The sequence below is a fragment of the Rheinheimera tangshanensis genome (assembly GCF_014645135.1).
Lineage (GTDB): Bacteria > Pseudomonadota > Gammaproteobacteria > Enterobacterales > Alteromonadaceae > Pararheinheimera > Pararheinheimera tangshanensis.
Genome location: NZ_BMLH01000005.1, coordinates 1 through 19403, shown reverse-complemented (window position 1 = coordinate 19403; position 19403 = coordinate 1). Strand labels below are relative to the sequence as shown.

General features: G+C 47.5%; 17 protein-coding genes. 11 read left to right on the top strand and 6 right to left on the bottom strand.

Annotated elements, in window-relative coordinates; genetic code table 11:
• Positions 1–8: 8 nt before the first annotated feature.
• The 6 genes from trpB to IEW88_RS10720 all read right to left on the bottom strand — a co-directional run bounded on the left by trpB (position 9) and on the right by IEW88_RS10720 (position 7485).
• Positions 9–1226, bottom strand: a complete 1218-nt coding sequence (gene trpB / locus IEW88_RS10745) for a tryptophan synthase subunit beta (protein WP_147904468.1) — start codon at positions 1224–1226, stop codon at positions 9–11.
• Entirely contained in the window at positions 1219–2601 is a 1383-nt protein-coding gene (gene trpCF / locus IEW88_RS10740) for a bifunctional indole-3-glycerol-phosphate synthase TrpC/phosphoribosylanthranilate isomerase TrpF (protein ID WP_147904469.1), read from the bottom strand. The genes trpB and trpCF overlap by 8 nt, the downstream gene beginning before the upstream one ends.
• Positions 2594–3628: an anthranilate phosphoribosyltransferase gene (gene trpD / locus IEW88_RS10735; RefSeq protein ID WP_147904470.1), complete on the bottom strand. Its 1035-nt coding sequence runs from the start codon at positions 3626–3628 to the stop codon at positions 2594–2596. The genes trpCF and trpD overlap by 8 nt, the downstream gene beginning before the upstream one ends.
• Positions 3625–4224 (bottom strand): aminodeoxychorismate/anthranilate synthase component II, encoded by a 600-nt coding sequence (locus IEW88_RS10730; protein WP_147904471.1) that lies wholly within the window; start codon positions 4222–4224, stop codon positions 3625–3627. Before IEW88_RS10730 ends, trpD begins: the two co-directional genes overlap by 4 nt.
• Positions 4221–5801: an anthranilate synthase component 1 gene (locus tag IEW88_RS10725; RefSeq protein WP_147904472.1), complete on the bottom strand. Its 1581-nt coding sequence runs from the start codon at positions 5799–5801 to the stop codon at positions 4221–4223. Before IEW88_RS10725 ends, IEW88_RS10730 begins: the two co-directional genes overlap by 4 nt.
• A gap of 514 nt (positions 5802–6315) precedes the next feature.
• Positions 6316–7485, bottom strand: a complete 1170-nt coding sequence (locus tag IEW88_RS10720) for an AraC family transcriptional regulator (RefSeq protein WP_147904473.1) — start codon at positions 7483–7485, stop codon at positions 6316–6318.
• A gap of 445 nt (positions 7486–7930) precedes the next feature.
• Between IEW88_RS10720 and IEW88_RS10715 the strand changes: the two genes are divergently transcribed.
• The 11 genes from IEW88_RS10715 (at position 7931) to IEW88_RS10665 (ending at position 19293) form a co-directional block, all read left to right on the top strand.
• Positions 7931–10687: a TonB-dependent receptor gene (locus IEW88_RS10715; protein WP_147904474.1), complete on the top strand. Its 2757-nt coding sequence runs from the start codon at positions 7931–7933 to the stop codon at positions 10685–10687.
• A 15-nt stretch (positions 10688–10702) separates the two neighbouring features.
• Positions 10703–12202 carry a tryptophan halogenase family protein gene (locus IEW88_RS10710; protein WP_147904475.1) on the top strand — a complete coding sequence of 500 codons (1500 nt, stop codon included), beginning with the start codon at positions 10703–10705 and terminating at the stop codon, positions 12200–12202.
• A gap of 12 nt (positions 12203–12214) precedes the next feature.
• A complete protein-coding gene (locus IEW88_RS10705) occupies positions 12215–13609 on the top strand; it encodes a glycoside hydrolase family 30 protein (protein ID WP_147904476.1) in 1395 nt (464 codons plus the stop codon).
• A gap of 122 nt (positions 13610–13731) precedes the next feature.
• Positions 13732–14595, top strand: a complete 864-nt coding sequence (gene rnm / locus IEW88_RS10700) for an RNase RNM (protein WP_147904477.1) — start codon at positions 13732–13734, stop codon at positions 14593–14595.
• Between the two features lie 58 nt (positions 14596–14653).
• Complete coding sequence (locus IEW88_RS10695) at positions 14654–15274, top strand: L-threonylcarbamoyladenylate synthase (RefSeq protein WP_147904478.1); 621 nt, start codon at positions 14654–14656, stop codon at positions 15272–15274.
• A gap of 143 nt (positions 15275–15417) precedes the next feature.
• Positions 15418–16239 (top strand): segregation and condensation protein A, encoded by an 822-nt coding sequence (locus tag IEW88_RS10690; protein WP_147904492.1) that lies wholly within the window; start codon positions 15418–15420, stop codon positions 16237–16239.
• A gap of 38 nt (positions 16240–16277) precedes the next feature.
• The gene (scpB, locus tag IEW88_RS10685) at positions 16278–16859 is read left to right on the top strand and encodes an SMC-Scp complex subunit ScpB (RefSeq protein ID WP_147904479.1); all 582 of its coding nucleotides are present in this window, start codon (positions 16278–16280) and stop codon (positions 16857–16859) included.
• 3 nt (positions 16860–16862) lie between these two features.
• Complete coding sequence (gene rluB, locus IEW88_RS10680; RefSeq protein ID WP_147904480.1) at positions 16863–17804, top strand: 23S rRNA pseudouridine(2605) synthase RluB; 942 nt, start codon at positions 16863–16865, stop codon at positions 17802–17804.
• A 185-nt stretch (positions 17805–17989) separates the two neighbouring features.
• Entirely contained in the window at positions 17990–18184 is a 195-nt protein-coding gene (locus IEW88_RS10675; RefSeq protein ID WP_053424663.1) for a hypothetical protein, read from the top strand.
• 114 nt (positions 18185–18298) lie between these two features.
• Positions 18299–19003 (top strand): aspartate/glutamate racemase family protein, encoded by a 705-nt coding sequence (locus IEW88_RS10670; RefSeq protein ID WP_147904481.1) that lies wholly within the window; start codon positions 18299–18301, stop codon positions 19001–19003.
• The gene (locus IEW88_RS10665) at positions 19000–19293 is read left to right on the top strand and encodes a hypothetical protein (RefSeq protein WP_147904482.1); all 294 of its coding nucleotides are present in this window, start codon (positions 19000–19002) and stop codon (positions 19291–19293) included. The genes IEW88_RS10670 and IEW88_RS10665 overlap by 4 nt, the downstream gene beginning before the upstream one ends.
• The last annotated feature ends 110 nt before the right edge of the window (positions 19294–19403 follow it).

Genomic DNA, 19403 nt, shown 5'->3' with positions numbered 1-19403 from the left:
AAATCTCCTTAGCTGCGCTTGGCCATGTCGTTAGGTTGGATGTGCTCTTCGCCAATAATTGAGTAGACGTGGTTTAAGTCTTTGTCGCCACGGCCTGATAAGTTGACCAGCAGTACTAAAGGTTCGGTCGCTGCTGCAGCCATTTTTAGCGCGTGAGCCAAAGCATGTGAGCTTTCAAGGGCAGGAATAATACCCTCAGATTTCGCCAGATGCTGGAAAGCCGCTAAAGCTTCGTCGTCGTTAATCGCCACATATTCAGCGCGGCCTATGCTTTGCAGATAAGTGTGTTGCGGTCCAACGGCCGGATAGTCTAAACCTGCAGACACAGAATAAGACTCTTCAATCTGGCCATCAGTGGTTTGCATAATAGCAGTGTACGCGCCATGCAAAATACCAAAGCTGCCGGTACTTAAGGCTGCGCCGTGTTGGTGCGTTTGAATGCCCATGCCACCTGGTTCAATACCAATTAAGCGTACGCCTTCTTCCTTAATGAAATCAGCGAACATACCAATGGCATTAGAGCCGCCGCCGACGCACGCCAGCACAGCGTCAGGTAATTTACCTTCGGCTTCAAGAATTTGTTGTTTGGCTTCTTCACCAATCATTTTCTGGAATTCGCGCACTATAGTCGGGAATGGGTGAGGGCCCGCTGCTGTGCCTAATAAATAATGGCTGGTGGCATAACTGCCAGACCAATCCCGCATCGCCTCGTTGACGGCATCCTTTAAGGTGCCTGAACCTGCTGTGACAGGAATAACAGTAGCGCCCATCAGCTTCATACGGAATACGTTGGGTTGCTGGCGCTCGATATCCTTAGCGCCCATGTAAATTTTGCAGTTAAGGCCCAACAGGGCGCACGCCAGAGCTGTAGCTACACCATGCTGACCAGCGCCTGTTTCAGCAATAATATCTTTTTTACCCATACGTTTAGCCAGCAAAGCCTGACCCAACACCTGATTGGTTTTGTGCGCGCCACCGTGCAATAAGTCTTCGCGTTTTAAATAAATTTTTGCCAGCGGGTTAGGTGATAAATTTCGACATAAGGTCAAAGGTGTCGGGCGACCAGCATAATCTTTTAGCAAGGCCTGAAATTCGGCGATAAAGGCCGGATCCTTTTGCGCATCCACAAAAGCCTGCTCCAGTTGCACTAAAGCCGGAACCAGCAACTCAGGCACAAACATGCCACCGAAATCGCCAAAATAGGGGTTTAAATTGAGTTTAGTCATGACTGAATTCTCTGATATTTGCAAAAGCGTGTTGAACTTTGCCCGCATCTTTGATGCCGGGAGCGGATTCGAGGCCTGAATTAAGATCCACGGCCAAAACCTGATGTTTAAGTGCTGCTATGACATTGTCTGGTGTTAAACCGCCAGCCAGCATCACTTTTTTATCCAGCAGCTGTTCGTCCAATAATTGCCAGTCAAATTGCTGGCCTGTGCCACCGGCTTGAGTTGGATGGTAAGCATCAAGCAAATAACGGTCAGCGTAACGTGTTAGTTTCGGTAGCTGGTGTTGTACACGATAGGCTTTCCAAATCTCTGTTGTTTTCGGCAATAAAGGGCGCAGTTTTTGTAAGTACAAGTCGGATTCATCACCATGCAACTGCACTGCAGCTAGTTTTAAATCCCTTGCTATTTCGGCTACTGTCTCTACGGCTTCGTCCACAAAAACACCGACATAATGCAGTGCTGGCGCACCTTGTTGTACGGCTTTCGCTTGCTCGACTGTGACACAACGCGGTGATTTTGGATAAAAAATTAAGCCACCAAAATAAGCACCATTGTCATATACAGCTTTGCTGTCTTGCGCGCGGGTTAAACCACAGACTTTATGTTCGCCACGGATCAGTGAGCGGCAAGCGTCGGCTAAATCAGCTTGCGCCATTAACGAACTACCGACCAGATAGGCATCTGCGACTTTGGCCAGTTGCCGTACTTGTTGTGAACTGTAAATGCCTGATTCGGATACGATAGTAATACCTTTAGGGATCAGACGAGCCAGTTTAAAACTGGTTTCTAAGTTGGTATCCAAGGTGCGCAAGTCACGGTTATTAATGCCAATCAGCTCCGCACCTAAAGCCACAGCACGCAGCGTTTCTGCTTCGTTGCTGACCTCGGTTAAGATGGTCAGGTTTAAGCTTTTCGCTACCTTGGCCAGTTCCAGATACTCCAGATCGTTCAGCACAGAGAGCATTAACAGCACAGCGTCAGAACCCTGCAAACGGCCGAGGTAAATCTGGTAAGGGTCGATAATAAAGTCTTTGTGCAGCAAAGGCTGGTTTACTTTAGCGCGCACTTTGGCCAGATAGTCGTAATTGCCCTGAAAAAACTTCTCGTCGGTCAGTACTGAAATACAATCGGCATATTGAGCATAAGCGGCAGATATTTCATCCAAATCAAAAGGGCTACGGATTAAACCTTTAGAGGGCGATGCCTTTTTGCATTCAAGAATAAAACGTGGGCCTTTTTGCTGCAGCGCTTTTAAAAAGTTACGCTGACTAGGTTGCACTAACTGTTTAAACTGCTCCAGTGGCAGTTGTTGCTTGCGCTCTGCTACTTCCAGTTTTTTGTGGTCGATAATAGTGGTTAACACATTAGCCATGACTAAGTTCCCTTAACTGCGTCAATGTCGAAAAAGCCTGTCCTGAAGCTAAATGATCAAGGACAGATTGTGTAAGCTGTTTTAAATCAGAACCTTGGCTGCCATTTTTACCTGTGATATGCAGCATGGCTGCAACGTTTGCCGCGACCGCCTGGTTATGCGCTGTTTTGCCCTGGCCTTGTAAAATAGCCAGTGTGGCAGCGGCGTTGTCGGCCGGACTGCCGCCTGTCAGTTCACTCAGGCTGATTTGTGGTAAACCAAAATCAGCAGGCGTTAGTTCAAAGTGCTCAATAGCCCCTGTGCTGGTGACAGCGCTGACGTTGGTCACACCATGTAAAGCAATTTCATCACAACCGCTGCCATGCACCACCCAGGCTGCTTTGACACCCAATTGCTGCAGAGCCTCTGCCATCACGCCCGTTAAGGCCGGATCGTAGACGCCAAGCAGCTGGAAATCAGGTTTAGCCGGGTTCATCAGCGGTCCTAATAAGTTAAAAATAGTGCGGCTTTTTAGCGCTGTACGCACCGGCATCGCATGCTTTATACCCGCATGATACAAAGGCGCAAATAAGAAGCTGCTGTTGCTTTGGCTTAAGGCTTTGGCGGCAGTAGCAGGGCTCATTTGGATATTAATGCCTAAGTGCTCCAGTAAGTCGGCTGAACCGGACTGAGAGGATACGCTTCTATTGCCGTGTTTGGCCACTGGCAACCCCATACTTGCGGCAACAATAGCTGCAGTGCTGGAAATATTGATGGTATTGGAGCCATCGCCGCCTGTACCACAACAGTCGATAGCGCCAGCTACTGATGTCGGAAACGCTGTTGCAGCTTCGCGCATCGCAGCGGCAGCACCGGCAATTTCATCGGCCGTTTCGCCACGCATTTTCAGCGCGACCAAAAGCGCTGTCAGTAACACAGGTTCGACGTCACCTTTGACGACTGCGCTGAAAAAGGCATGGCTTTGTTCGAAGGATAACGCTTCGCCTTTCAGGCTTTTTTGTACCAGTTCTAATAAGGAAAGGCTCATGCTATGGCTCCCTGGTTTTTCATTAAGTAATCCAGGCTTTGTTTTAACAAAGGCTTACCTAAAGTGGTCAAAATAGACTCAGGGTGGAATTGATAACCCAGAGCTTTATGCTCTTCATGCACTATAGCCATTGGAATATGTTGATAAGCAGCAATGACTTGTAACGAATTTGGTACTTCAGTCGCCATTAACGAGTGATAACGCGCCACAGGGAATTGTTTGGGTAAAGCGCCAAATACCGGATGGTCGTTCAAAGTAATAATGGAGGTTTTACCATGCACTGTTTCACCGGCTCGACCGACCACTCCGCCATAATGTTCCACCAGCGCCTGATGACCTAAACAAATACCGAGCATAGGAAATTTGCCGGCACAAAGCGAAATGAGCTCCGGCATTGAGCCCGCTTGTGAAGGTGCGCCTGGGCCTGGCGATAATAATAAGACGACAGGCTGTTGTTCTTGCTGCATTTTTTCAAAGATATAAGCGGCAGGAACTGTGTTGCGGTACAGCTTTAAGCTAAAGCCTAACTGCGCGACTTCATCGACCAGGTTGTAGCTGAACGAATCTAAATTATCTAAAAGGTACACAACGCTCATACGGCAGCTCCTGCAGATTGAATAGCGTTAATCACAGCCTGAGCTTTGCTGCGGGTTTCATCGGCTTCGGCTTGCGCTACGCTGTCATACACCACACCAGCACCGGCCTGAATATAAGCTGTGCCGTTTTGCACATAAGCCGAACGAATCACAATACAGCTGTCAAAGTCGCCATTGCCTGCTAAATAGCCGACTGCACCACCGTAACTGCCACGACGTTTTTTCTCGACACCACGGATCAGTTCTGCAGCCCGCACTTTGGGCGCGCCTACTAAGGTGCCCATATTCATGCAAGCCTGATAGGCATGCAAAGCGTCCAGTTCTGGTTTTAAGGTACCGACCACACGAGAGACTAAATGCATCACATAGGAGTAACGGTCGACTTTGAGCAGCTCTTTGACGTAACGACTGCCCGGCACGCTGATACGGGCGACGTCGTTACGGGCTAAGTCGACCAGCATTAAATGTTCGGCTTTTTCTTTTTCGTCCTGACGCAGCTCCAGTTCAATGCGGCTGTCTAAGTCGCGGTCAATACTGCCGTTAGCCGCGAAACCACGGCGGCGGGTGCCAGCTATAGGGTAAATTTCAACTTGGGCTGTCTGTGCTTCATACTTCAATGCTGATTCAGGAGAAGCGCCAAATAAGCTGAAGTTTCTGTCCTGCAGGTAAAACATGTAAGGACTTGGGTTTTGTTGTTTGAGTTTGGCGTAAGCGGCTTGTGGATCAGGGCAGGGCAGGCTGAAACAACGCGACGGCACCACCTGAAATACATCACCAGCCACAATGTTTTGTTTCAGCATTTCGACCTGGGCGACAAAGTCGGCGTCGCTGATATCGACTTTAACTTCAGCTTTGGCTGCAGGCTCTGTTGCTGCTGTTGGCTCTGCTGCTTGCTGTAATAACTGCTGCAGTTCTGATAGACGCTGACCTATAACAAAATACTGCTGCTGGGCTTGCGCACCACAAAACACATTACCAATCAGACGGCTATTGCCTGCCTGATGATCGACCACTAATAAAGTTTCAGCCAGATAAAACAGGTAGTCAGGGCATTGGTTTTCAGCGGTTGGCACTTGGGGTAAATCTTCCACCATAGCGACTAAGTCGTAACCTATCACACCGCCTAAAAAGATGGCTAAAGGCTCGTCGCTGTTGTTCTGCAACTGCTGTTGCAGCAAACGTAATACAGTTAAAGAGTTCGGCAGCAACAAGCGGCTTTCTTCATCCAGTAGCGGGTCGGCTTTGGCAAACTGCACTTGTAACAGAGTAGGGGAAAGCTCCAGCTCTGCTTTGCCTTGCAGCAAAGACGCCAGATAAGGCAGCAGCGTTTTGCCGTTGTCTGTTAAGGCTTCAACTTTTACTGCTAAGGAGTTGCACTCAATACGCAAAGCGGCGTCAATCAGCATCAGGCTTTTTAAGCTGTTTTTGCTGTCAATTTCAGCCGATTCCAGTAACAACGCCATTTGGCCCTGGCTGGTTAAAGCTCTGAAGCTTTGCAGCGGATCAGGCTGAATACTCAGAGTTTGGCTGAAGCTGGCCACTTGTCCTGTGGTGGTAGTAATTTGCTGTAAATTCATCACTAATCCTAAATTCTTATAAAAAATCGTCAGGAACGATTTTTAACAACGCGAAGTATTGGCCATATAAAAAAAGCCCGCTTTAAGCGGGCTTTTTGGCTGTATTCGGACAATAGTTGTCCGGCCCGCTAAACAGGAAGTCGCCACCAGTGCCAACGTGTTACTTGAGAATTCATCATTGTTTTTCCTGTTATTAAATTTTACCAACCCTAAGAAAACGAAAGGCCCGCATCTTTCGAAACGGGCCTGGTTTTATAGCGAATACAACGCCTCCACACGCCCGTTAAGGAGTATGCCACCACCAAATGTGAGTTTGAGTTGTTGTTTGAAATTGCATTGGCTATAAATCCGTTCTAATTCAGTTGTCTTGAAAACGCCTCTATAAAACCCTGAAATCAAATGGCCGTCAAGCTCTGTTTGGTTATAAACCCAAAAAAATACGTATAAGTGGATAGATGGCTAAGTTTTTTAGGGCGATGCTGTTGTTTTTACTGGCATACCACAAGTGTTGCTATTATCCGGACGTCATCTTTTCTCTGTATTGGCTGGGAGTTACCCCTTCCAGGCGTTTAAAAAAAGTATTAAACACAGATTTGCTGTTAAAACCCACTTCGTAGTAAATGTCGGTAATGGTTTTGGCGTCAGGGCTCTTGTCCGCCAGTAGTTTTTTCGCAGCGTTGATCCTGTGGCTGTTTACATACTCATAGAAATTCAGCTGGTAGGCCTGCTTAATCGTCAGCGATATTTTTTTTGCCGGATAACCCGCTGCTTCGGCCAGCTTGTCCAGCGTGATATCCGGGTTGGCGTAGAACTTTTGTTGCAACATCAGTTGCTCCAGCTTTTGCACTATCAGCGGATCAGACAACGGGTTTTGTTCTTCTTTGGCTTCATACCATGGTTGTTCACTAACAGGTTTGACGCTTGAAAATGCGGTAAAACGTAAAAAAATCAGAATATTCAACGCAATAAAGTTCAGGTAATAACTGGATAAACCCACCACATTCAACAGCTCTAAATCAAAGTTGTTGGTGAATAAGCCATAAAGTTTGATGCAATGCAAAGCGCTATCCCAGCCAAAAATGACCAGAAAGGACAGCAGCATCAATTTTAACCAGGCGATATCTGCAGTTTTTAAATCGGCTTGTTCATGTCTTAATTGCTGGCGGTAGTTCCAGACCAGCAGGAAACACCAGATCACATAACCGACCCGGACAAAACGGCCCAAGGCTTCGAAATACAAATGGGGTGACGAGTAGGCGATATGTTGGCTTTCAATCAGATCAAGCCGGGTTGAGTGATCCAGCGAGTAAAAATTCCACAGCATATGCAAAGCGTACAGTGCTAAGGGCGTGAGATGCCACAGATGTTTTCGCTGCAAACGCACATCTTTATACAGCAAAGCCCGGACAAAGAAGTACAACAAAGGACCATCTAAAAAGTAGGCGTAGCTAAACAGAAAAAAGATGTTAGGTGAGATATCCAGCAACCAGATGCGGAATAATTTGCCCCAGAAAGTCAGCTCATGCAAAGGGATCAAAAAGTGACAAAACAAAAACGCAGCCAACAGCCAGTTACTTAAAGACGATTTTGGTGTCGAAGCCGCCAGCAGTAAGGCCAACAGCAAAGATTCAAAAGCCGTGACCACCATCAGCAGGTCATGGAAGTTAAACAGAATGGTATCCATAGAGGGTGTCGTCAGCGTTTGTCGTTGTTTTCGTTATGGTTTTGCACATCTTCGGTGCAATCAGAGCTTTACTATGCCTCTGTCACCAGGGAAGGGCAAGGACTTTGTAGAGGCAGTTACTGATACATTAGTCGCAGGCATTTTTCTGCGGTAAAAATCAAAGTAGGTTGAGTCAGCACAGGCTTTTTCAGAACAGCGCTTTTTTAAACTGTGATTAATTTTACAAATTTTATAGTCGGAGGCTTTGAGCGTAAGCTTAATAATTTCAATTGGTTAATGGTTCTGATTGTTGGTTCGACTTTATTCGAACCTGCATAATTGAATTTTTTTAACGCGTTCGACCTGTTTCAAACGACAAGCAGGGAGCCTTGGGGTAGGGTCAAATCGGCATAACTAAATAAATAAGGTGCAAAGCCGGCATCAACAGGGGAAGGAAGACATCAAGATGAAAAAGACAAAATTAGGCAGTGCTATTCAGCAGATTTTAGGATTGGCCGTTGGCGTGACTTTGTTGCCGTCGCTGGCAATAGCTCAACAAACGGGTACTGAGACCACAGCGAAAGCAAAAGCTGATGAACAAATTGAAGTGATTTCGGTGATGGGTATCCGTCGTAGTATGGAATCCACTATTGATATTAAAAAGAATGAAAGCTCTATCGTTGAAGCGGTATCGGCAGAGGATATAGGTAAATTGCCGGATCAGAGTATTGCCGAATCTCTGACCCGTTTACCTGGTTTAGCAGGACAGCGGGTCAATGGCCGGGTGCAGGTGATCTCTATTCGGGGTCTGGCACCGGATTTCTCAACTACTACTCTTAATGGCCGCCAACAGGCCAGTGCTGGTGATAACAGGGCTGTGGAATACGATCAGTACCCTTCAGAGCTGATTAATGGGGCTGTGGTATATAAAACCTCAGATTTAGCTATAGCAGGTATGGGCTTATCAGGCACTGTGGATATGCGCACCATCCGGCCTTTGGCTCATGGCGAGCAAACCGTGATGATGAACCTGCGGGGTGAAAAAAGCTCCTTTGACCAAATGCATCCTGAAGTGTCAGCTAATGGCTGGCGCGGCAGTGTGTCTTATATTGACCAGTTTGCCGACGACACTATAGGCCTGGCCATTGGTTTTGCTCATATGGATACGCCCACTCAGGTCAAGCATTACAAAGCCTGGGAATGGAATACTGTCGATACTGCGCTGGAAGGCACTGACAATGACGACGCTTTAGGTTTAGTCGGACAGGAAGTCACAGCCGTAGCGCGCAGTCAGGTGCGTGACGGTGTGATGGCTGTGTTTGAATTTAAGCCCAACGATCAGCTGCACAGCACTATAGATACTTACTACTCCAAATTCGAACAAGATGAAATTATGCGGGGTGCCATGTGGTTCACTAACCAGTGGACAGGTGACGGCATGCAGTTTGAGAATCCTGCTTTTACTGAATTTGGCGGCACTAAAGTGGTGCAAAGCGGCACTGCGACCAACCTGCGTCCTGTGCTGCGTAATGACAACAATACCCGGGAAGATGAGCTAAAAGCCATAGGCTGGAACACCAGCTACACAGTGGATCGCTGGACTTTGGAGCTGGATTTATCTTATTCAGGCTCTGAGCGTGACGAACAGGTGCTAGAAACTTATGCTGGTATCAACAATGGTGGTTTTGACTCCATTGGTTTTGATTTAGTGCCTCATGGTTTCCCAACCTATACGCCGGCAACAGATTACACTGATGTCAATCAGGTGCAGTTGAGCGACCCGGCGCCATGGGGCGGTTGGGGTCATGACGGTGCAATTCGTTTCCCTCATGTCAAAGAGCAAATCCGTGAAGCCGAAGCCAGTGCCCGTTACGATTTAACAGACACCAAACTCGGTGCTAATTTCAGCTCTATCGATTTTGGCATGAACTTCACCAAACGCACCAAAGATAAAGTGGTAGACGATAACGACCTGTTTTTGAAAAATGACAGAGCGCCGGTTTCTATCGACCCATCCTTGCTCGTGAGCCCAACCTCGCTGGCTTTTGCTGGTATTCCTGGCGTGATTTCGTACGACATTTTGCCAACGGTCGATCGGTATTACGACATCAAACCTATTCTGGATACCAACAGATGGAATAAAGCCTGGGGTGTGGATGAAGAAGTGCTGACCAGTTATCTGCGGGCCAACCTGGATACCGAAGTTTTTGGTTTACCGCTCAAAGGTAACTTTGGTACGCAAGTGGTGCAAACCGATCAGCTGTCCAGCGGCTTCCTTGCCAGCGACTATGACCCGGACAACCCGGCTACTTTAGTTCAGGTTGAAACCGGTGCTTCCTATACCGATGTGCTGCCTGCTATTAACCTGAGTCTGGAAGTGCTGGAGGATCAGTTTGTCCGTTTTGCGGCTGGTAAAACTATGGCGCGTCCGCGCATGGATGAAATGCGCGCCAGTATTACCGCTGGTGTAGGTGTGGATTCACGGCGCTGGAGCGGCAGCAGTGGTAACCCTGAACTGGAACCATGGCGTGCTAAAGCTTTGGATTTAACCTACGAAGCTTATCTGGATGGCAGCACTTATGTTGCAGCTGGTGCTTTTTATAAAAAGCTCGACAGCTATATCTACACCCAGAATTTTGACTTTGATTTTTCCAATGCGCCCAATAACTCCACTATCGAACCTATCAGTCCTATTGGCAATATGAGCCGTCCAGCCAATGGTCAGGGCGGAAATATCAAAGGGCTGGAGCTGAGTATGTCGATAGATATTGGCAACTATGTAACAGCTTTGGAAGGTTTTGGTTTTATTGGTAGTCAGTCCTGGTCAGATTCGAGTATCCAGCCGGACGGCCCTGGTACATCAAGCAAGTTGCCAGGCTTGTCTGATCGGGTACGGGATTTAACTTTCTACTACGAGCAAAATGGCTTTTCAGCCAGGGTGAGTCAGCGCTACCGCTCTGAATTCCGTGGTGAGGTGGTGCAGCTGTTTGCCACCCGTGGTTACACTGAAGTACTGGCGGATAAACAAGTGGATGCTCAGTTAAGTTACAGCTTTGACGAAGGCCGTTTTGACGGCATCACTTTGTTGATGCAAGTGAATAACCTGACGAACTCACCTTACACCACTCGTCTGAATACCTTGCAAGGCGGTGGCAGTTACTTCCCGGAAGTGTATGAAGAATATGGCCGGCAGTTCCTGCTGGGTGTGAGCTACAAGCTTTAGCAGAAGGACGGCACAATGCTTGAACCTATTCAGACCATTGTGATCGTCGGAGGCGGCTCATCCGGTTGGATGAGCGCAGCCTTGCTGGCGAAACTGACGGGGCAGCGTTATCGGATTGAACTGGTGGAATCCGAGCAGATTGGTACTGTAGGGGTTGGTGAAGCCACTATTCCTGCCATTAAACTCTACAACCATTTATGTGGCATAAACGAGCAGGAGTTTATTCGTGCTACAGGTGCCACCTTTAAATTAGGTATTGAGTTTGCCAACTGGGGGCAACAAGGCGACAGCTATTTTCATGCCTTTGGCGCTTTGGGCCGACAGTGGGAATGGCTAAGTTTTTATCAGTACTGGTTAAAGCTAAAACAACAAGGCCTGGCTTTGCCTTTTGAGCACTACTGTATTGCCAGTCAGATGGCTCAGCAGCACAAGTTTATGCCAGCTGATCCTGGCAAACCTAAGTCACCTGTCAGTGAAATTGCCTACGCCTACCATTTTGACGCCAGTTTGTATGCCCGTTATCTGCGCAGCTTAAGTGAAAAGCGTGGTGTAATTCGGCATGAGGGGGTGATCAGGCATGTGGAGCGGGATGCGGTCAGTGGTCATATCCGGCATCTGCTGCTGGAAGATGGTCGTCAGGTAGCAGGAGATTTATTTATCGACTGCTCAGGTTTGCGCGCTTTATTGATTGGTCAGACTATGGGGGTGGGCTACGACGACTGGAGCCACTGGTTACCCAATGACAGCGCATGGGCTGTGCCTTCGGCGACCTTGAACCCCTTGCCGCCTTATACCCGTGCTACGGCACATGAGTTTGGCTGGCAATGGCGTATTCCACTGCAACACCGCACTGGTAACGGGCTGGTGTTTAGCTCTGCTTATGCCAGTGATGATGTAGCCCAACAACGCTTGCTGCAGACACTTGAGCAGCCAGCAAGTGCAGATCCCCGGCTGATCCGCTTTACTACAGGTAAACGCAAGCAAATGTGGGTGGGTAATTGTGTCGCTATTGGCTTATCCAGTGGCTTTCTGGAACCGCTGGAGTCGACCAGTTTACATCTGGTACAAACCGCCATCACTCGTTTGGTGAATTTGTTTCCCGATCGCAGTTTTGCTAAGGCCAATACCGATCATTACAACCTGTTGGCCGCTCAGGAAATGGAGCAGATCCGCGATTTTATTATTGCGCATTATAAGGTGACAGAGCGGGATGACAGTGAGTACTGGCGTTACTTAAAGCAGATGACAGTGCCTGACTCATTACAGCAAAAACTGGACATTTTTCAGAGCTATGGCCGGGTGCATCGAGTGGCCGATGAGCTGTTTCGCGAAGACAGCTGGGTGCAGGTGTTGTTAGGTCAGCGCCTGATGCCAGAGCGTTACGACCCTATGGTGGATAATAAAACTCTGGCCCAAATCACTGATTTTGCCGCGTCCACTGCCCATGTCATTAGCGCTTGTGTTGAAAAAATGCCAACACATACAGATTTTATTGCCGGTATTGCCGCGCATTAACAGAGGTTATTTATGAAGTTGTTGAAAATACAGCTGGAGCTGATTGCTCTGGTTTGGGCATTTGTTTTGCCTTTTACCGCCAGTGCGGCAACAAAAAGCTATTTATCCAGCGCCGATCAAAAACAGTTATTAAGTACTGAAACCGCCTTATGGCAGCAGCCGCTCAATAAAGAACTGCCGCTACTGCAGCTGAAGGCTGAGCAGCAATTTCAACAGATGGACGGCTTTGGTTATACCCTGACGGGCGGCAGCGCTATGCATCTGATGGGCTTAACCGCAGAGAATCGCAACGCCTTGCTGCAAGAGTTGTTTGGTGCGCAAGGACTGGCCGTGAGTTATTTACGCATCAGTATTGGTGCTTCGGATTTAGATCCTGAACCTTTTAGCTACAACGACTTAGCTGAAGGCCAGCAGGATCCTGAACTTAAACAGTTTTCAATAAAGCCGGATGAAAAGTATCTGATCCCGGTGTTGAAGCAAATTTTGGCGATTAATCCGAAGATTAAACTGCTGGGCAGCCCCTGGTCGCCGCCAGCCTGGATGAAAAGCAACAATTCCACTATAGGTGGCGAGCTTTTGGAGCAACATTTTGGCAGCTATGCGCTGTATTTTGTGAAGTACATTCAGGCGATGCAGCAGCAGGGGATTCATCTGGATGCTGTGACAGTGCAAAACGAACCACTGCATCCAGGCAACAATCCAAGCTTATTGATGCATGCCCGGGATCAGGCCAACTTTATTAAAAACCATCTGGGGCCCGCGTTTAAAAAAGCCGGACTGGACACCAAAATTATTATTTATGACCACAATACCGATCATATCGAATACCCAATTGCGGTGCTGAACGACAAAGAGGCAAAGCCTTATATCGATGGCTCAGCTTTTCATTTGTACAACGGCAGCATCGAAGAGTTGGATAAGCTAAAACAGGCGCATCCGGATAAAAACATTTATTTTACCGAGCAGTGGGTGGGGGCCAATTCAGATTTTAACGATTCTTTGATGTGGCATATCGAACATTTAATTATTGGTGCGCCACGGCATTGGGCCCGCAATGTGTTGCAATGGAACTTAAGCTCTGACGCTAAGCTGCAGCCTCATACCAAAGGTGGCTGCAGTTTGTGTCTGGGGGCTTTGACTATTGAGGGGCAACAGGTGAAGCGTAATGTGGCTTATTACATAATTGCCCACGCCACTAAAGTAGTACCGCAGGGCTCAGTGCGTATTGATTCAGTATCCACTCAGGATATTCGTCATGTGGCTTATCTGCGCCCTAATGGCCGTTATGCGCTGATCGTACAAAATATTACGCAGGAGTCTAAAGGCTTTAATTTGCAGCTCAAAGGTGCGTTGCAGCCTTATTCTGTGCAATTACCTCCACGCACTGTATTAAGTCTGGTGCTTTAAAGCTTAGAAAAGTCCTTTAGTTTTTACTGCTTTGAGAGTTGAAGCTAAAGGGCGAGCGTCTTTCTGGTCGCGAAGGGCATTGTATGGCACAATGACGGCCGTTTAGTCAGGCAGCCTTTCCCATGAAAATTGATTTACACAGCCACACTTATTGCTCAGATGGCGTATTAAGCCCAACCGAACTGGTTGAACGCGCCGTCAGTAAAGGCGTGGATGTGCTGGCTATTACCGATCACGATACTATTGCTGGTCTGGCAGAAGCCCGTGCCGCTATTGCAGAAAAACAACTGCCTTTGACCCTGATCCCAGGTGTGGAAATCTCGACCAGTTGGTACGAGTTTGAAATTCATATTGTGGGTTTGAATATCAATAGCTATTGTCCGGTGTTTTTACAGCATTTGGCATCGCAGCAACAGCGCAGGGTAGAGCGGGCTGAAGAGATGGCACGCCGTTTAGAGAAAAACAAAATACCGGACGTACTGGAGAACGTACTCAAAATTGCTAATGGCGCCGCCTTAACCCGCACTCATTTTGCCCGTTATCTGGTGCAGATTGGCAAAGCCAGCTCGATGAATACTGTGTTTAAAAAGTATTTAAGCCGCGGCAATACGGGCTATGTGCCAAATAACTGGGTGCCGCTGCAAGAGGCTGTGCAGTGGATTTTAGCCGCAGGTGGTACGCCGGTTTTAGCCCATCCGCTGAAGTACAAACTCAATGGCCGCTGGTTAACCCGTTTAGCTGAAGAGTTTTCTGCCGCTGGTGGCAAGGCGATAGAGGTGGCTTCAGCTCAGATGACACCTGTGCAAAAACGCCAGGTGTGGATGCTGTGCCAGAAGTTTGGTTTAACCGCCTCTGCCGGTTCAGATTTTCATCAGGAAACGCCCTGGAATGAGCTGGGCAGACAATTGTATTTTACCGACGATGTCATTCCGGTATGGCAGGACTGGCAGTTGCCTGAGCCCAAGTCAGTACAGCTTTCATCTTGATTTTTAACAAATTTATTGCTATTGCTTAATCACGCGCACAAAAAATAAGAAGAGTTTTATGAGCCAGTTTTTTTATATTCATCCTGAAAATCCACAGCAGCGTTTAATTAAACAGGCTGTGCATATTATTCAACAAGGTGGGGTGGTGATTTACCCTACAGATTCAGGTTATGCACTGGGTTGTCATATAGGTGACAAAGCCGCGCTTGAGCGTATTTTACAAATCCGCCAGATGAACACAGAGCATCATTTTACCCTGATGTGCCGCGATTTTTCTGAGTTGTCTGTGTACGCCAAGGTTGAAAACAGCGCCTTTCGTTTAATCAAAAACCATACCCCTGGTGCTTATACTTTTATTTTAAAGGGCACCAAAGAAGTACCTAAGCGTTTGTTAAACGACAAGAAAAAAACCGTAGGTTTGCGTATTCCGCAAAACAAAATTGCGCTGGCGCTTTTGGAAGAGCTGGGCGAACCTTTAATGTCGAGCTCACTGGTGTTGCCTGGCAATGACTTTGCCGAATCCGACCCGGAAGAAATGCGCGACCAATTAGAACGTCAGGTGGATTTAATTATTCACGGTGGCGTAATCGCTGAAAACCACACCACAGTGATTGATTTATCAGAAGACAATCCGGTGGTAATACGTCAGGGTGCAGGCGATAGCAGTGCTTTCGTTTAAGCCCTTCGTACTTGAAGCTGCAGCTTTGTTGACTTCATGCGCTCGCCCCAGTCACATAGGTAAACTATGCTCCTGGGGTCTCACGCACTTGTCGTCGCGCTGCAACATCAATTACTTTGGGTTGGAAATCCGGTTGAACAATGATGTCTGAGCCTTTAGCCGACAGCTTTGCCAGCCTGACGATACAGCAGCCTTTGCCGCTGGCTTTTGTCCGCGGCGAGGCTGTGCTGGATAAGCCGGAAGATTTGTATATTCCGCCTGAAGCGCTGTCGGTATTGCTGGAAAGTTTCGAAGGCCCGCTGGATTTTCTGCTGTATTTAATTCGTCGTCACCGCTTTGATATTGTCGATTTGCCGATCAATGAAATCACCCTGCAGTATATGGAATACATTGATTTAATGCAGGATATGAACTTTGAACTGGCGGCAGAGTATTTATTAATGGCCGCTATGCTGGCGGAAATTAAATCACGTTTATTACTGCCGCAGCACGACCATAAGTCGGATGAAGAGGTGGATCCCCGTGCTGATTTAGTCCGGCGTTTGCAGGAATACGAAATTATCCGCAAAGCCGCTACGGATATGGACGGCCTGCCGCGCCAGGAGCGGGATTATTTTCCTGCCAAAGCAGCCTTAGATGATAATTTTGAGCCTTATGTAATTTTGCCAGAAGTGTCGTTGCAGGAAATTTTGCTGGCACTAAAAGACATTGCCAAACGCGCCAAGGATTTTCAGCATCACCAGATTAAAAAAGAGCATTTATCCACCCGCGAGCGTATGAGTAAAATTTTGGAGTTATTGCGTGGACGCACCGACTACCTGGAGTTTGCCGAATGTTTTGAGTTATCAGAAGGAAGGCAGGGTGTAGTGGTGAGCTTTTTAGCTATTCTGGAGCTGGTTAAAGAAAAGCTGATACAAGTCATTCAAGTAGAAGCTTATGGTCAAATCCATATCAGATCTTCATAATAGCGGCCTTATTTGAAGCGACAGACTAAGGAGAGGGCATGGCGAAAAAAATTAACGAGCAACAACTGCTGCAGTTAGTCGAAGCCGCTATTTTTGCCTCTGATAAACCTTTGTCTGTGAATGACTTGCAAAGCACTGTGCTGGAAAGTTTTGAGTTAACCCGAAAACGTTTGCAGCAGGCTTTAAGTCAGTTGCAACAGGATTATTTAGGCCGGGGCATTCAGTTGATTGAAACCGCTTCTGGTTTTCGCTTTCAGACCCGCGCTGATTTAAGTGAATATCTGGCGCTATTATGGCCTGAACGTTCACCGCGTTATTCCCGTGCTGTGCTGGAAACTTTGGCACTGATTGCTTATCGTCAGCCTATTACCCGCGGCGAAATTGAAGAAGTGCGGGGGGTGACGGTCAGCAGTCAGATTATGCGAACGCTGCTCGACCGCGGTTGGGTCAAAGTGGTGGGGCATAAAGAAGTACCGGGTCGTCCTGGTTTGTATGCCACCACAGCGATATTTTTAGATTATTTTGGCTTAAAGGATTTAAGCGATTTACCTGCTCTGGCCGAGTTTCAGGCAACGCCGGATTTTTTTAACCCAGTCGTGATGACTGAAGAGATACATTAAATCATGAGTGAAAAACTACAGAAAGTGCTGGCGCGATCCGGTGTTGGATCCCGCCGCGAGATGGAAGAATACATCAGTGCTGGACGTGTGACTGTGGATGGCAAAGTGGCGCATTTAGGCGATCGTATTCATGCCAACCAACAAGTGCGGGTCGATGGCCATCCTGTCAAAATTGCCGCTGAAGCGGAACAGGTGTGCCGGGTTATTGCTTACCATAAACCTGAAGGCGAGATTTGTTCCCGTACCGATCCGGAAGGTCGTCCTACGGTATTTGACCGCCTGCCGAAAATTAAAGACTCACGCTGGATAGCCATAGGCCGTTTAGATATTAATACCAGCGGTTTATTGCTGTTCACCACAGACGGTGAACTGGCCAATCGTTTAATGCATCCAAAGTTTGAAGTTGAACGTGAATACGCAGTGCGGGTATTTGGTGATGTCAACGATGCGATGATCCAAAAACTGCGCACGGGCGTTGAGCTGGAAGATGGTAAAGCCAACTTCAAAAAAGTGAAGTCTATGGGCGGCGAAGGTATTAACCGCTGGTTCCACGTAGTGTTGACGGAAGGCCGTAATCGCGAAGTGCGCCGGATGTGGGAATCGCAGGGCGCTGTAGTCAGCCGCCTTATCCGTATTCGTTACGGTGATTTATTACTGCCTAAACATTTACCAGCGGGTGGTTATGCTGAATACCCGCTGGAAGAAGTAAACTATTTACGTAAATTGGTGCAGATGTCGCCAGAGACGACAAGTTTAATGAAGCCGGAAGACCGCGATGAGCGTCGTCGTCGTATGGCTGGCATTAAGCGTGCCGTGCGTAAGCATCAAATCATGGTGCAGTCGGGTGTGAAACCTGAAGTCGTCAAAGCAGAAAAAGCAGCGGCCGCTTCAAGCGCTAAAGCGAAAAAGCCAAAACAAACTCAGAAAAAACGTACCCGTATCTAACTCTTAAAATGGGGTCAGATCACATTGTTAACTGTTAACAATGTGATCTGACCCCATTTTTTTGAACTAAATTCGGCTTTAATTCATTCAGTTAGCATTAATTTATCTGGTCGGACATCAAAATGACATCTTTGGGCGTCTAACTTAGCAGACAAGTTAAATGACGAAGCCTGAGGAGAAGTAAGATGAACGTACTTGAGCTGAAATTAGGCATGGTGTGCCAAACCAAAAAAGGCATAGGTGTAGTGAGCTGGATTGATGCACAGGACAGAGCTGTGTATTTGTCTGATCTGGATAATAAAGATCAGCATATAGCTGTCTCTTTTGATGATCTGCAGGACGAACCTCAGCTGCATCAAAAAGCTGATATTTATTACTAAGCACTACCTACTTCTGCGTGAATGATAAAAACCCGTTGCAGTCGTCAACGGGTTTGTTGTTTATAGTGGCCGGCCTTGTTACTGTAACCCCGTCATTACCCTCGAGAACTTTTAATGAAAACTATAGGTTTACTAGGCGGTATGAGCTGGGAGTCAACTATTCCTTATTACCGTCAGATCAATCAGCACATTAAACAGCAACTAGGCGGCCTGCACAGCGCCAAAATCATTTTATACAGCGTGGATTTTGCCGACATTGAGGCGTTGCAACGCAGTGGCGATTGGGACAAAGCAGCTGAATTATTGGCTGAAGCGGCAGTTAAGCTGCAATCTGCTGGTGCGGATTGTTTAGTGCTTTGTACCAATACCATGCATAAGGTTGCCGCTGTGATTGAAACCGCTGTGACTATTCCACTGTTGCATATTGCTGATGCTACGGCCGAAGCTATTCAGCTGGCAGGTTTGAACAAAGTCGCTTTATTAGGCACCCGCTTTACCATGGAGCAGGATTTCTATAAAAAACGTCTGACCGAGTCTTATGGTTTAGAGGTGCTGGTGCCGGACGAAGAGAGCAGAGCCTTAGTGCATCAGGTGATTTATCAGGAATTGTGTCTGGGCGTGGTGAAGCCAGACTCACGGCTGCAGTATCAGCAGATCATGGCAGATTTGGTGGTTCAAGGTGCAGAAGCCATTATTCTGGGCTGCACTGAAATAGCTTTATTGGTAAGCGCTGAGGACTGCGCCGTGCCATTATTTGATACGACTTTTTTGCATGCACAAAAAGCTGCTGACTTTGCCTTGGAGCAGGAAGACCGATGATGTTGTATTTATACCTCGAAGTGGATTTGTCGGATGATGACGCCGACTTAGATGAAGTAGCGCGGGACAGTGGTCATACCTTGAGTCATCCGCAGCTTTTGGACTGGGATTTATTAGGTGTAACCAATTGGCATGGTCATGCCTGCCTGGAGTTTCAGCTAGAGATGAAAGAGGCTATTGATGATACTGAGCTACATCAATTGATCAGTGATATTCAGGTGCAAATTTCGCATCCGGCGGTATCCTCCAGCCGCTCAGTACATCTCAGTAAAAATGGGGTCAGATCCTGAGGGATCCCCACGAATTTTTCATTAAGCAGCCCACCGGACAGCATACTCAGCAGTATGCTGTCTGAACCGTTCGATTATTCCAAACTCGTTTTCTACGTCCATATCTTCCT

Bases quoted from the DNA above. Each gene is read 5' to 3' on its own strand.
- trpB (WP_147904468.1), bottom strand. From the start codon at position 1,226: ATGACTAAACTCAATTTAAACCCCTATTTTGGCGATTTCGGTGGCATG.
- trpCF (WP_147904469.1), bottom strand. From the start codon at position 2,601: ATGGCTAATGTGTTAACCACTATTATCGACCACAAAAAACTGGAAGTA.
- trpD (WP_147904470.1), bottom strand. From the start codon at position 3,628: ATGAGCCTTTCCTTATTAGAACTGGTACAAAAAAGCCTGAAAGGCGAA.
- IEW88_RS10730 (WP_147904471.1), bottom strand. From the start codon at position 4,224: ATGAGCGTTGTGTACCTTTTAGATAATTTAGATTCGTTCAGCTACAAC.
- IEW88_RS10725 (WP_147904472.1), bottom strand. From the start codon at position 5,801: ATGAATTTACAGCAAATTACTACCACCACAGGACAAGTGGCCAGCTTC.
- IEW88_RS10720 (WP_147904473.1), bottom strand. From the start codon at position 7,485: ATGGATACCATTCTGTTTAACTTCCATGACCTGCTGATGGTGGTCACG.
- IEW88_RS10715 (WP_147904474.1), top strand. From the start codon at position 7,931: ATGAAAAAGACAAAATTAGGCAGTGCTATTCAGCAGATTTTAGGATTG.
- IEW88_RS10710 (WP_147904475.1), top strand. From the start codon at position 10,703: ATGCTTGAACCTATTCAGACCATTGTGATCGTCGGAGGCGGCTCATCC.
- IEW88_RS10705 (WP_147904476.1), top strand. From the start codon at position 12,215: ATGAAGTTGTTGAAAATACAGCTGGAGCTGATTGCTCTGGTTTGGGCA.
- rnm (WP_147904477.1), top strand. From the start codon at position 13,732: ATGAAAATTGATTTACACAGCCACACTTATTGCTCAGATGGCGTATTA.
- IEW88_RS10695 (WP_147904478.1), top strand. From the start codon at position 14,654: ATGAGCCAGTTTTTTTATATTCATCCTGAAAATCCACAGCAGCGTTTA.
- IEW88_RS10690 (WP_147904492.1), top strand. From the start codon at position 15,418: ATGTCTGAGCCTTTAGCCGACAGCTTTGCCAGCCTGACGATACAGCAG.
- scpB (WP_147904479.1), top strand. From the start codon at position 16,278: ATGGCGAAAAAAATTAACGAGCAACAACTGCTGCAGTTAGTCGAAGCC.
- rluB (WP_147904480.1), top strand. From the start codon at position 16,863: ATGAGTGAAAAACTACAGAAAGTGCTGGCGCGATCCGGTGTTGGATCC.
- IEW88_RS10675 (WP_053424663.1), top strand. From the start codon at position 17,990: ATGAACGTACTTGAGCTGAAATTAGGCATGGTGTGCCAAACCAAAAAA.
- IEW88_RS10670 (WP_147904481.1), top strand. From the start codon at position 18,299: ATGAAAACTATAGGTTTACTAGGCGGTATGAGCTGGGAGTCAACTATT.
- IEW88_RS10665 (WP_147904482.1), top strand. From the start codon at position 19,000: ATGATGTTGTATTTATACCTCGAAGTGGATTTGTCGGATGATGACGCC.